Below are 12,698 nucleotides of genomic sequence, written 5' to 3' on the forward strand. Positions count from 1 at the left end.
CTTACTCGTTCGCGGCAAGAACCACTTGGGCAGCCGCATCTGCCCTCAAAGCGGCTCCGGCATATGGCTCGACCTTCACGTTGAGCGTGTTGTAGCCCGCCGTGCCCATGCCGACGCACACCGACCCCGTAAGGGAGTTCACCGCACCGGCAACATCCACGCCGCTCTCGTCTAATTGAGCCCAGGCGCCGTTGGGCAGCCCCACGCAGCCGGGCATCGTCAGCGGCGAGAGGCTGGCATGGCGCAGCACCGAGCCGTATCGACTGGAAACGAGCACCGTGTCTCCGTCTTCGATACCCAAAGCCGTCGCATCCTCGTTGTTCATAAAGACCGGGTGCTCGAGAATGCTTGCCAACATCATGGTGTTTCCGAACACCCCGTTGGCGAAGCGCATATAGTGGGGGTTGTAGCACTGGAAGGGGTAATCACCCTTCTTTTTGGCTCCCCAATCGTCGAAAGTCTGCTCGAAGCCCTCGACGGGCACATGGTAGGTGGGATAGGGCTTGTACGTATCCTCGGAGTACCCCATGGCGTTCAGGGCATCGGCCTTCCACTGGCAGCAGATCTCGAACTTGCCGCTCTCGCTTTCGCGCGGGTTCTTTTGGGGGTCGGCGATAAAATCCTCGTAGGCGATATAGCCGTAGCCGTCATCGGCCGAGGACCGCGGAATCTGGTAGACGCCTTTCTCTCGGAACTCGCTCCACGAGATAAGGCCCTCCTGCGGGGTGCCCTCCACCCCCCAGGCGTCGATATCCTCCTGGGTGATGGATACCAGGGTTACCTGGTTGTCCGCAGAGCCGTCGGCCACCGTGGTGCCGGCAATCTCGTTGAAGGTCTTCTGCCGCTCCGACAGGGGATGCAGCCCGCGGTGGTCGTAGCCCATAGCCTCGAGAATCAGGTTGTCTATCTCATCGCTCGATTTCGACTCGTAGACCGGCTCGCAGACCTGCGAATAGCAGAACACGACCTCGCGACCCCCATCGCCCGTGCCCATGAGCGTGCCGCCGTCGCGCTCCAAGTCGCTGCAGAGCGGCAAGATGATATCGGCGTACTGGGCATCGAGGCGCGGAACGAAGCTGCGGTTCACAACAAACTCCACCCGGTCGCTGCGCAGCGCCTCCACGGCTTGGTTGGTGTCGAGCAGAGAGCGCATGGGCGACCAGTTTCCGTTCTCGATCATGCGGATGTCGATGGTGCGCTCCTCGCCGGGCACGACGTCGATGCCGCACGGGTTGCCGACAAAACGGTAGGAGCCGGTGGCCACCGCCCGCCACAACTCCGAGGAGCCGATGAGGTCGTCGGGGGCCTCGAAACCGAAGTCGGGACCATCCACGCCCAGCGCCTCGGCAGCCTCGGCCTCGCCCGAGCCGCCGGTGAGAATGAGGTTTACCGGACCGTCTGAGGCGCTGTCAGCATAGTAGACGCCGCAAGCATGCCCGGGCTTTCCGAAGTGGCCGCCCATAGCGCCGACGGTCATCATCAGCTGGGGCAGGTCCTCGGCGCCGTTGCAGCGGTAGGCCGCGAAGGAGCTTGCGATGAAGACAGCCTTGTCGCAGCCGAGCTCGCGAGCAAACCACGTGATGTCCTCGGCGGGGGTGCCGCATATCTCGCTCGCCCACTCGGGCGTCTTGGGAACACCGTCGTAGTCGCCGCGCACGTAGCCGAGGAAGTGCTCGCCGTCCCGAGAGGGGCTCTCCTCATCGAAACCGATGCAGTAGGTATGCAGGAAATCCCAATCGATAAGGCCCTCGCCAGCCTCGTCCTGTCGCACCATCTCGTAGGCCACGGCAAGCAGCAAGGCGGTATCGGTGCCGGGACGCGTGCGAACCCAGCGCGCTTCCAGCATGCTGGCACTGGCATTGTAAGTGGGCCCCACGAAAACAAACTGGGCGCCGCGCTCTTTGGCGGCCAGGAAATGCCACGTGGGAGATCCCATGGCCGACCATGCGGGGTTGCAACCGTACAACACGATGGTCTCGGCATTGGTCGCCATGTCGTAGCGATCGTTGCACTGACCGCGCTTCGCGTTGTCGGTGAGGCCGAGCTTCGAGGGCCCGAGGCGAGCCGAGCCCTGGGAGTTCGTATCCCACATGCCCACATAACCCCCGAGATAGCCGTGCAGCGCGCTGCCAAAGGCACTGGGCACGAGCACGGAGCGCGGACCGTAGGTCGAGTAAATGCGCTTAGTCTCGTCGGCGACATACCGAATAGCCTCATCCCAGCTAATGCGCTCCCATTCGTCGCGGCCACGCAACTCGGGATGGAAGTTCTTGCCCCCCGGCTGCCAGCCCTTGCGCTTCAGGGGATACTTGATGCGGTCGGCCCCGAACGCCATCTCCCCGATAGCACGCCCGCGCAGGCAACCGCGCTGCTGGGGGAACTCCTGGCTGTCCTCGTGGGTGTCATCGGTCTTCTGACGCAAGATGACGCCGTCTTCCACGAGCGCCTTGTTCAGACAGCGGCCGCCGCACGACTGCATGCAGGAGATCGTCGTCCACACCCCCGCCTGCTCCTGCGGCTCAGATGGCGCATCGCCGGTTTCGGCCATCTTCTCCACCGAGGGCGCGCATCCAGCCAGGGACAGGCCCGCCGCAGCCGCCGTCGAGGCAGCCACAAACGCACGGCGGTCCATAGCCGGCTCTCGCTGCGCGAATCGGTCGTCAGTCATTTCCTCTCCTCTCTCCAAAAGGGTGGAAGGGTTTCCTTCCATCGCGCATGGTACGAAGCGGAAAGACACAAGCCACAGGGGCAGTTTCGGTTTCTTCGAGAGGACAGATGGCCCCTTCCTCAAAAGGCGAGGCCCTCTCCGGCATAGCGGGGAGGGCCTCATGGCAGAGAGATACAGGGACGCTCTATGCCGATGCGCGGCGTTAGGCGGCGAACACCACGGAGCAGATGCTCAGCAGGATAGCACCGAACACCAGGGTGAACACCATCATGGGCCATACGAACTTGAACCAGTGGGACATCTTCATGTCCAGCATCTGCAAGGTCGCCATCACCAGGCCAGTCGGCGCGATGTAGAGCATGGCGTACTGACCGAACTGGTAGGCGGCCACGATGATCCAGCGCGGAATGCCCACGGTGTCGGCCAGCGGCGCGAAGATGGGCATCGACAGCACGGCCAGGCCACTAGAGGAGGGCACCACAAATCCGAGCACGAAGAAGATCAGCAGCAAGCAGATCACGAACATCGGGCCGCTCATGCCGGTGACCATGTTCGACGCGGCATTCAGCATGGTGTCGCTGATCATGCCCTCGGTGAGCACATGATTCACACCGCGAGCCAGGCCGATGATGAGGGCCACGGGCACCAAGCTCGATGCGCCAGAGCCGAAGGCGTCCACCATCTTCGCCTCTCCCACGCCGTCCTTGCCCGTGCCGCCGATGAACATCACCAGAATAGACAGGGTCACGAACTCGGCCGCCATCTGCGGGAACCACCAGCCGAGGTTCATAACGCCGATGATCATGATGATGAAGGCCATAACAAAGATCACCAGCACGATCTTCTTGCGGATCGAGAACTCATGAGCCGCTGCGCTGTTGTCGTCCAGCTCCCACTGGGCATTGAACTTCTCGCGATCCTCGTAGGAGTAGCTGAATTTCGGATCGGCCTTCACCTTCTTGGCGTACCAGTGCAGGTACAGCAAGAAGACGATACCGCCCACCACCAGGGCGAATGCGCGCACGGCAATGCCCTCGGTGAACACGGTGCCCGCCGCATTCGATGCGATAACGGCCGAGAAGGGATTCACCGTGGAAAACGTCGTGCCGATGGAGCCGGCCATGAAGATCGCTCCCACGACCACGATGGAGTCGTAGCCGAGCGCGATGAATATGGGTGCCAGAATCGGATAGAAGGCCACGGCCTCCTCCTCCAGGCCGCACATGGTGCCGCCGAAGATCATGAACACCGACACGCCGAAGACGAGCAGGAACTCGCGACCCTTGGTCTTCTTCGTCAGGGCCGAGAGCCCGCTCTCGAAGGCACCGGTGACTTTCACCACGCCGATGAGGCCACCCAAGCACAGGATGAACACCATGACGTCGATGCCGTCGATGACGCCCCATACCATGGAATAGGGGATATCGGCTATGGACACCGGGTGCTGATCGAGGCCCTCGTAGGTACCGGGGATCGACACAGCCTTGGTGATGGCGCCGCTCGTGAACTGATCGATGCTGATCTTCACGCCCAGCTCGTCAAGAGTTTCCTGGGTCGCGTCCAGGGTGGACACCTCGCCGGTAGGCGAGGTCATCTCCAACTTGCCGCTGTCGGCATCGTACAGCAGCTTGGAATACTGGCCCGCGGGCACGAACCACGTGCAGATCACGGCGATAATGGTCACGATGAACAGAATCGTGAACGCCGAGGGGAAGGAGAACTTGCGCTTCTTCTTCTCCTTCTTTTCCTTCGGAGCTTGCTCCGCGTCCAGGGGAACACCCTCCATGGTTGCTTCGGCCATGTCGATCTCCTATCTAACTCGGGGGCAGAGGGTAGGGCGCCACCCCGCGGCCCTTCGTCGTCGCTCGATGAGCCGCGGGGGGATGTCGTTGCTGAAAGTGTAGATTCCATGAACCCCGCAGGGCTAGGCATAACGCGGTGATGGTATCGAGATGCAGCGGATATAACTTGGGGATACTGTGAAGACGCTTTTCTAAACAAGGACTAAACCGCAGGTCAAACCCATTGTGAAAGATGACTCATTCACACATCGACAACAGAATGTCCATTCTTAATCCCGATTGGGTACACTAGTGTCGCGCCGGCGGGACCGCCCACAGAGGCCCACGGCATCGCTCCGCCCACCTTGTATTCCGAGGAACGCCATGACCCTGCTGTTCTACTACACGCTCATCATCATGTTCTTCTACACCATCGTGGCGGCCACGAGCCTCTCGGCGTTCTATGTGTCGCGACGCAAGACCTTCCTCTACGCCACCGTCGGCTTCGCGTTCTACTTCTTCGACGTGTCGCTCGTGTTCATGGACAACTTCATCACCCCCGATGCCGTGTTCAGCGCGCCGACGTTCTACGACGTGGGCAATCCCTACGCCTCCATCATCACCGGCGGCGGGGCCTTCCTGTTTCTGTGGCTTGCCGCCTGCCGGTACTGCCGCGAGGGGCATTGGGCCATCCGCTACCTGCCTGTGGCCGTATGGGCCGCGGCCAGCCTGGCCGCCTACCAGCTGATCGGGAACATCCAGTGGCGCGAGTTCGTCTACTATTCCATGCGCACGGCCCTGCAGCTGTTCTGCTACGCCGTACTTGCCCTGTGGTACTGGCGCTCGTCGGATCCGCAGCGGCGCTCCATCATGAAGGGGCATCGTGTGGCCTTCTTCTGGGCCATCGGGCTCACCTGCGGCATCATCATCGAAAACGTGTACTTCCAGTTGATCTACGACCCGTCGAATCTGCCTCATGGGATGTGGATCATGGCCGAGCGCAACCCCTTCGAGAACGCCCTGTTCATCTGCGTCGGCCTGGCCGTGCTGCGCGGCGCGGCCGTGTCGCTGCGGCTGCGCGCCCGCAGCCTGCCCGAAGGCGAGGACCCGCTGCTCGTGGAATCTATCGACCGCCTGCTGCCGCTGTACAGCCTGGGCCACGATTTGTCCAAACGCGAGGAAGAGGTGCTGCGCCTGGCCCTGATGGGCAAGGACAATCAGAACATCGCAAGCACCCTGTCGCTCACGGCGGGCACGGTGAAGGTGCACATGCACAACATTCTGAAGAAGACCGGTCACGGCAATCGCACCGAGCTGGCCGAGGACTTCTGGGAGAAGTAACAGCTTTTCCCAGCGTAGGCAGCATCTTTGCAACTTCCCAAAAAAAAGTGTCCACAATCGCCAATATATTGTGGTACTATACCGATTCGCTAACTAGATATGGTAACTCTTGGGTCACCTCAGCCGAGGTGGCCCCGCGACTCAAGGAGCTCTCATGGAGAACAAGACCATCGACGGCGTGAAGGTGACTGTGAATTACGCTCAGGCCGGCGACGCCCCCGTGACCGAGGACGAGATCAAGGCCTACATCAAGCGCGGCTACGACAAGTACCCTCACGGCAAGCTGGAGTCCCTCGTGCTGGACGTGGATGGCGAGGACGTGGGCATCCACTACGGCCTGGCTCCCATGAAGTTCGATCGCATCCGCCGCATCACCGGCTACCTGGTGGGCACCCTGGACCGCTTCAACGACGCCAAGCGCTCCGAGGAGCACGACCGCGTGAAGCACGAGGTCCCTTCCTGCTGCATCAAGTAGCTTTGCTTGCCACAGAGAAACCATTTTCGCAAACAGCGAAGAGGGCCGCTGCCGAACAATATCGGCAGCGGCCCTCTTCGTTGCCACGGAGCCTCGCGCGGGCAAAAGGCTCGCGCGGTGGTCGCTGGCACCCAAGCGTGCAGTTTTTTTTCGATAGAGCGACTTGGAAAATGCGGTGAGGTGCAGAAATTGACGATTTCGCGAGCTTTTGTGTCAAAAGGCGCTCATGTGCGTCTTCGTAACTCGCTCAATCGCACATTCCTGCATCTTCTCCTTCGTCCGTCGCCCAGAAGCCTGCTTCAAAAGAAACCCCGGCGCGAAAAGCTGCCGGCCTATCAGAGCGCCCGTCTACAAGGGCAGGCGCGCCTCGAGGGCGCGACCCAGGGTGACCTCGTCGGCGAATTCCAGGTCGCCGCCCACGGGAAGGCCGCTGGCAGGGCGCGTCACCTTCACCCCCAAAGGCTTGATCAGGCGCGCCAGATAAGCGGCCGTCGTCTCCCCCTCGATGTTGGGGTTCATGGCCAGCAGCACCTCGGTCACCTCTTCGCGGCCCAGGCGACCCATCAGCTCGGCGATGCGCAGATCGTTGGGGCCGACGCCCTCCATGGGAGCCAGCACGCCCCCGAGCACGTGGTACACGCCGTTGAATACGGCGGTGCGTTCGATGGGCGGAATGTCGCGGGGCTCGCTGACCACACAGAGCACCGAGCCGTCGCGCTTGGCGCTGCCGCAGATCTCGCACAGGTCGCCCTCGGCGTAGTTGAAGCAGCGGGGGCAGAAATGAACCTCCGCCTTCACCTCGCGAATGGCGTCGGCCAGGCGCAGCGCCTCGGACGCGTCGGCGTTCAAGATCCAGTAGGCCATGCGCTGGGCCGACTTCGGGCCAACGCCGGGAAGTCGCTCCAGCTCATCGAGGAGCTTCTGAATGGACGGGGCCGCTTGCACGGAAAACCTCGGGTCGCGGCGGGGCTACATCAGGCCGGGGATCTTCATACCGCCCATGACGGCGTTCATGCGGGCATTGGCAGCCTCAGAAGCGGAGCGCAGGGCCTCGTTCACGGCGGCCACTACCATATCTTGGAGCATCTCCACGTCCTCGGGATCCACCGCGGCCGGGTCGATGGTGATACCGGTGATGGCCATGTCGCCAGTGGCCGTGGCCTTCACCATACCGCCGCCGGCAGAGGCCTCGAAGGTCATGGCGGCGATCTCCTCCTGGGCCAGGGCCGCGTCGCGCTGCATCTTCTGGGCCTGCTTCATCATCTTCTTCATATCCATGGGTGCATCTCCTTGTTTCGCGGGAATGATTGCGTCTATTGTAGGCCATCGGGCCCTAGGACACCTCTTCAAAACTGACGCCGTCGCCGAAACCGAAGGCCAGCGAGGCATTCAGATCGCCGTTATCGGGCTCGACCACGGGATTCGGGGAGGGCCCCGATACGCTGTCGGGCTCGGGGGGCAGCCCCGTTGCCGAGGCCATGGTCGGCGGCGCGAAGGCCGGCTGGGGGCTCGGCGCCGCAGACGCGGGGGCCGGAACGGGGGCCGCGGTCGGCTGCGAAGCCGGAGCCGGGCTCGGCGCGGACTTCCCGGGGGCGGGGGGTGCCTCCCAAGGCGGGACCTCCTCGAAGGGAACGTCGCCATCGTCGTAGGGGACGTAGTCGTCATAGGGAGGGCGATCATCGGCGGGGGGCGCCACGGGAGCCGCCGGAGCTGGAGCCGATGCGGGGGCAGGCGCCGGCGCCGATGCGGGGACCGCGGGAATCGCCGGCGCAGGAGTCGGCGCGGGGGCCGTCGGGCGCGGCGTCTCGGCCACGACTGTGGCCGCTCGGGCAGCGGCCGCCGCCACGGGATTCGGCTGGGCGATACCGCCGGCCGAGGGAGCCGCCGCCACGGGAACTGCCGCCCCCGCGCCGCCCTTGCGCAGCTCGAAGGGCACATCGCAGTGGGCCTCGTGGCGCAGGGCGGCGGCCAGCTCCTCCTGGACGTCGGCCTTCTGCACCGCGCGGAAGGCGAAGTCGTTCTCGGGAGCGAACTCCACGATGAAGCGCGCGCCGTCGAAAACGGCCTTGGTGTTCATGAACAGCACGCCATAGGCGGCCTTCGACTTCTTCAGCGACGCCAGAACGCCCGCCCACAGGCGCTGAAGCGAAGCGGGGTTGCCCAGCAGCGCCGCCACCTCGGCAGCCAGCGGGCCGCCGGCTGCCATCGGCGCCGAGGTCGGGGCTGCCGCAGGGACGGCTGGCGGGACCGCAGGAGTCACGGGTGTTGCGATAGAGGGAGCGGCCGGGGCCGCGGGTGCGGGCTGCGACTCGGAGGCCGTCGAGACCGGACGACTCGGCGCGGGAGCCGGTGCAGCAACCGCAGGAGCCGCCTCAGACTGCGGCACGGCCGAAACGGGAGCGGGCGCGACGGGAACTGATACCGCCGGGGCCGGGGCCGCCACAGCCGGGGCCGGGGCCGCGGGAGCCGCCGCAACCGCCGCAGGCGCCACGGGCTTCGCCGCCGCGGAAGCCGTCACTCCCCCGCCTGCCAGCTGGCGCTCCAGGGCCTCCACCCGATCGGCCAGAGCGCGCAGAGTCAGGTCTGCCGCCGGCCGCACCATGCGGGTCAGGGCGATCTCGAAGGACAGGCGCGGGTTCGTGGACGTCTTCAACTCGGTGCCCACATCCCCCAGCACATCCAGCAGGTAGGCCAGGCGGTCCACGCCGAACAGCGGCAACTCGGATGCCAGCTCGCGACGGGTGGCCTCGCTCACTTCCAGCACCACATCGCCGCCGGCCACGGCCATCACGTACATGTTGCGCAGATGCGTCGCCAAGTCGCCCACGAACTGGGCCAGGTCGGCACCGGTTTCCACATACTGGGCCACCCAGGTGAAGCAGGCCGCGGCATCGCGAGCGCCGATGGCCTGCACGATGTCGGCCAGATCGGTGGAGTCCACGGTGCCCAGCATACGCTCGGCCACCTCCATGGTCACGGCCCCATCGCCGAAGGCGATCAGCTGCTCGAGCGAGGTCAGGGCGTTGCGCATGCCGCCCTCGGCCCGGTGCGCAATCAGATCGAGGGCGTCCCCCTCGAATTCCACGTCTTCGGCCACGCAGATCGCACCCAAGCGCGACACCATGGCCTCGGTGGAGATGCGGCGGAAGTCGAAGCGCTGGCAGCGCGAGTGAATGGTCTCGGGCACCTTCTGCGGATCGGTGGTGGCCAGAATGAACACCACATGGCTCGGCGGCTCTTCCAAAGTCTTCAGCAGCGCGTTGAACGCCGCCGTGGACAGCATGTGCACCTCGTCGATGATGTACACCTTGTAGCGACCGCGGGTGGGAGCGAACTGAACGCGGCCGATAATCTCCTCGCGCACGTTTTCCACGCCCGTGCGGCTCGCGGCGTCCAGCTCGTAGACATCGGGGTGCTCGCCGGCGGCAATCAGCTCACAGTCCTCGCAGGTGCCATCGGGCTCGGCCGTCGGTCCCGTCTCGCACAGAAGCGCCTTGGCCAAAAGGCGCGCGGTGGTGGTCTTACCCGTGCCGCGCGGGCCCGTGAACAGGTAGGCGTGGCTCACCTTGTCCTGGGCGATGGCGTTCTTGATCGTACGCTCAATGTGCTCCTGCCCGACCACATCCTCGAAGATCTGCGGTCGGTACTTGCGATAGAGTGCCTCGGCCATGGCCTATTCTCCGTTCTTCGCCTTGCGCCCGTTCAGAGCCGCTTTGATGACGCCGATGAACGCCGGCGCCACCGACACGGCCACAATGCCCAGCACGATCACCTCGAAGTGCTCCTGAACCACCGGAATACCGCCGAAGAAGTATCCCACCAGCACGAACAGGCTCACCCATGTCACACCGCCGATCACGTTGAACAGCGTGAACTTTCCGAAATTCATATGCCCCGTGCCCGCAATGAACGGCGCGAAGGTACGGAAGAAGGGCATGAAGCGCGTGATAATGATGGTCAGGCCGCCGTAGCGCTCGAAGAAGTGATCCAGCTTGGCCATGCGCTCAGGCGTGAGCGCCTTCACCTTCCCCGAATCGATGATGCGGCTGCCGAACAGGCGGGCGATCCAGTAGTTCGAGGTGTTGCCCAGAATGGCCGCCGCCCAGAACACGATGAGCGTGGCCCAGATGTTCAGGCCACCGCCCTCGGCGGAGAACACGCCGGCCGCGAACAGCAGCGAGTCGCCGGGCAGAAACGGGAAGAACACCAGGCCCGTTTCCACGAACACGATGAGGAACAGCGGCGTGTACACCCACACCGGCCCCAGCGCGATGATCCAGCCGGCGATGAAGCCGCGGGGATCTTTCAGCAGATTGATGAAGAACTCGATAATGCCCATGAAGCGTTAAAACCTTTCGCAATGGTGCCGCATCGGCGGCAGCCGTGATACATAAAAGTGCCCCGAATAGGTATGGGCGCTCGTCAGCGGTCCCTTATGGCTGCTTCCTCCCGGACCTGACCAGGTTCGGAACTTGTCGCCGCCCATACCCATTCGAGGCACTCGAACTCGTAAGCCATTAGTATAGGCGAAAGCCACCCGCGCAAAAGCCCCCGTGCGCCGCGCAAACCAAACTTCCACAGCACGCGGGCACGCTCCCGCCCCGCACCACTCCTTATCAGCCGTTCGCGTTAAGGAATTTGTAAGAATCTCCCCCGCTGGGCCTGGGAATTGCTACTATTCTTCCTACGAGAATCGAACCTGAAACGAACCACCTCCGAGGAAACTCATGACCCGTTCCGATCACAGTCGCTCGTGCGGCGACTCCCGCCGCCGGTCCCCTTCGGGCCTGTCGCTTTCGACCGGCCGCCTGGAAGGCCGTCCGCGCAACGGCGCCGACGCGCGTCGCACGCGCCACAACCCCCTGCGCGACGACGATCGTCCCACGAGCCGACGCCCTCAGCGCGCCGCCGGCCCGGCCCCCTCGACCCGCCACTCCGGCCGCGGCCACAGCGCGCGCCGCGATCCCTTCGACACCCCCTCCTACCGCGACGATTTCGACACCGCGCCCCCGCGGCGCGGCAGCTCGCCGTCTGGCCGCGGACCCAAGGTCGGCAGCTCGCTGGCCGACTCCCTCGTCTCGTTTATGCCCACCATGAAACGCTCCAGCAGCCATGGCGGCTCGTTTAATCGCGGCATCGATCTGCGCACCCTGGGCCTCGCCCTGATCGCCCTGGCCCTGGCCGTGGTACTCATCATGGCCGTAGCCCACGTGGGCCCCTTCGCCCCTCCGAAGATGGAGGATCACACCTCGCACGTCGGCGCGCTCAGCGCTCGGGCCGCCACGAACAACGGGGCCTATATCGCCCAGGGCATCGCCACCCAAATCAGTCTGGCGCGTCCCATCGAGCCCGATCTGGCACTGATGCCGGCCCACGAGGTCACCCGCGAGGACATCGGCGCCCTCGGCGGCCAGAAAGAGCCCTTCGCCTTCGCCATGAACGCGGCGGAGGGCGAGGGCGGTGCGAGCACGCCGGTGCTGAGCGACCAGTCCCTGGTGCAGCTGAACAACGCCCTGACCTACTATGAGACCAACGGCTACGATGTGGGCTACCTGCTGATGGATCTGGGCACGGGCCGCGGCATCGCGGGCAACCTGGACACCTCCATCTACGGCGCCAGCTCGTTCAAGGGCCCGTTTTGCACCTACATCGCCGAGAAGGAGCTGCCCAGCGACGTCGACAAAGTGAAGTCCTCGCGCCGCGAGCAGATCGAGAACACCATCATCTGGTCCGACAACACCTCCTACAGCAAACTGCGCCGCCTGTTCGGCACCGACGGCATGGAAGAGTGGCTCGGCGAGGCGGGCGTGGCCACGTCCCTGGTCGACGACACGTCGTTTCCCCACTACACCGCCCGTCAGTCGGCCCTTATGTGGCTGAAGATCTACCGCTACCTGGCCGAGAGCGACAGCTCCACGGCCCAGTGGCTGTCGGACACCTTCGCCAAAACCGAGGTGTCCTTCCTGCGCAATGGCGCGCTGGGCACCACGAGCGCGGGCCACACCGATTGGCTGCCCAGCGAGGATTCCGGCCAAGAAGAGGCCCTGGAAGAGGCCGAAGTGGACGGCGGCGAGGAAGCCGTGAGCACCGAGGGCAGCACCGAGCAGACCGATGCCGAGGGAACAAGCGACGGGGAGGGCGAGACCGAGGCCGTCGATCCCGTGGCCGAGGCCATCGCCGAAGACGCCGCCGACGGGCGCGACGCCGCGGTCATGTCCATCGGCGCGAACATCACCGTGCGCAACAAGGCCGGCTGGATCAACGGCGACAAGGTGGATGCAGTGTGCGACTCGGGCATCGTCACCATCAACGACCGCGACTACCTCATGGTCATCATGACCGGCGCCCCCGACACCGCCGAAAGCGAGCAAGCCTTCGCCCATCTGGCCCGCACTCTGCTGGAAATCCGCATCGATTTGGTGTAGCGGCCGCG

General features: G+C 64.3%; 9 protein-coding genes and 1 other RNA gene. 3 read left to right on the forward strand and 7 right to left on the reverse strand.

Going from position 1 to position 12,698, the window contains the following annotated elements; all coding sequences use genetic code 11:
* Position 1: 1 nt before the first annotated feature.
* Both G503_RS0110085 and G503_RS0110090 read right to left on the reverse strand, forming a co-directional pair.
* Positions 2 to 2,668 (reverse strand): molybdopterin-dependent oxidoreductase, encoded by a 2,667-nt coding sequence (locus G503_RS0110085; protein WP_051191123.1) that lies wholly within the window; start codon positions 2,666 to 2,668, stop codon positions 2 to 4.
* A 202-nt stretch (positions 2,669 to 2,870) separates the two neighbouring features.
* Complete coding sequence (locus tag G503_RS0110090; protein WP_084636525.1) at positions 2,871 to 4,469, reverse strand: YfcC family protein; 1,599 nt, start codon at positions 4,467 to 4,469, stop codon at positions 2,871 to 2,873.
* Positions 4,470 to 4,833: 364 nt separating this feature from the next.
* Here G503_RS0110090 and G503_RS0110095 point away from each other — a divergent pair, with 364 nt between their 5' ends.
* Together G503_RS0110095 and nrdD are read left to right on the forward strand one after the other, a co-directional pair.
* Positions 4,834 to 5,790, forward strand: coding sequence for a helix-turn-helix transcriptional regulator (locus G503_RS0110095; protein WP_028027477.1), 957 nt, complete (start codon positions 4,834 to 4,836; stop codon positions 5,788 to 5,790).
* A gap of 154 nt (positions 5,791 to 5,944) precedes the next feature.
* The gene (gene nrdD, locus G503_RS0110100) at positions 5,945 to 6,265 is read left to right on the forward strand and encodes an anaerobic ribonucleoside-triphosphate reductase (protein WP_028027478.1); all 321 of its coding nucleotides are present in this window, start codon (positions 5,945 to 5,947) and stop codon (positions 6,263 to 6,265) included.
* A 348-nt stretch (positions 6,266 to 6,613) separates the two neighbouring features.
* Here the strand turns inward: nrdD and recR are convergent, their stop codons facing one another.
* The 5 genes from recR to ffs form a co-directional block, all read right to left on the reverse strand.
* Positions 6,614 to 7,210, reverse strand: coding sequence for a recombination mediator RecR (gene recR / locus G503_RS0110105; protein WP_028027479.1), 597 nt, complete (start codon positions 7,208 to 7,210; stop codon positions 6,614 to 6,616).
* A 24-nt stretch (positions 7,211 to 7,234) separates the two neighbouring features.
* On the reverse strand, positions 7,235 to 7,543 hold the full coding sequence (locus G503_RS0110110) for a YbaB/EbfC family nucleoid-associated protein (protein WP_028027480.1): 309 nt from the start codon (positions 7,541 to 7,543) through the stop codon (positions 7,235 to 7,237).
* Between the two features lie 55 nt (positions 7,544 to 7,598).
* Entirely contained in the window at positions 7,599 to 9,935 is a 2,337-nt protein-coding gene (gene dnaX / locus G503_RS0110115) for a DNA polymerase III subunit gamma/tau (protein WP_028027481.1), read from the reverse strand.
* Positions 9,936 to 9,938: 3 nt separating this feature from the next.
* A complete protein-coding gene (locus G503_RS0110120; RefSeq protein WP_028027482.1) occupies positions 9,939 to 10,604 on the reverse strand; it encodes a VTT domain-containing protein in 666 nt (221 codons plus the stop codon).
* A gap of 61 nt (positions 10,605 to 10,665) precedes the next feature.
* An RNA gene (ffs, locus tag G503_RS16055) (signal recognition particle sRNA small type) lies at positions 10,666 to 10,759 on the reverse strand.
* A gap of 233 nt (positions 10,760 to 10,992) precedes the next feature.
* On the opposite strand from ffs, the gene G503_RS0110125 reads away from it, so the two are divergent.
* Positions 10,993 to 12,690 carry a serine hydrolase gene (locus tag G503_RS0110125; protein ID WP_028027483.1) on the forward strand — a complete coding sequence of 566 codons (1,698 nt, stop codon included), beginning with the start codon at positions 10,993 to 10,995 and terminating at the stop codon, positions 12,688 to 12,690.
* Positions 12,691 to 12,698 lie beyond the last annotated feature (8 nt).

This window comes from Adlercreutzia mucosicola DSM 19490 (genome assembly GCF_000422625.1).
Classification (GTDB): domain Bacteria; phylum Actinomycetota; class Coriobacteriia; order Coriobacteriales; family Eggerthellaceae; genus Adlercreutzia; species Adlercreutzia mucosicola.

What these genes read in the sequence shown, in the direction of transcription:
- G503_RS0110085 (WP_051191123.1), bottom strand. Translation starts at nt 2,668, where the DNA reads ATGACTGACGACCGATTCGCGCAGCGAGAGCCGGCTATGGACCGCCGT.
- G503_RS0110090 (WP_084636525.1), bottom strand. Translation starts at nt 4,469, where the DNA reads ATGGCCGAAGCAACCATGGAGGGTGTTCCCCTGGACGCGGAGCAAGCT.
- G503_RS0110095 (WP_028027477.1), top strand. Translation starts at nt 4,834, where the DNA reads ATGACCCTGCTGTTCTACTACACGCTCATCATCATGTTCTTCTACACC.
- nrdD (WP_028027478.1), top strand. Translation starts at nt 5,945, where the DNA reads ATGGAGAACAAGACCATCGACGGCGTGAAGGTGACTGTGAATTACGCT.
- G503_RS0110110 (WP_028027480.1), bottom strand. Translation starts at nt 7,543, where the DNA reads ATGGATATGAAGAAGATGATGAAGCAGGCCCAGAAGATGCAGCGCGAC.
- dnaX (WP_028027481.1), bottom strand. Translation starts at nt 9,935, where the DNA reads ATGGCCGAGGCACTCTATCGCAAGTACCGACCGCAGATCTTCGAGGAT.
- G503_RS0110120 (WP_028027482.1), bottom strand. Translation starts at nt 10,604, where the DNA reads ATGGGCATTATCGAGTTCTTCATCAATCTGCTGAAAGATCCCCGCGGC.
- G503_RS0110125 (WP_028027483.1), top strand. Translation starts at nt 10,993, where the DNA reads ATGACCCGTTCCGATCACAGTCGCTCGTGCGGCGACTCCCGCCGCCGG.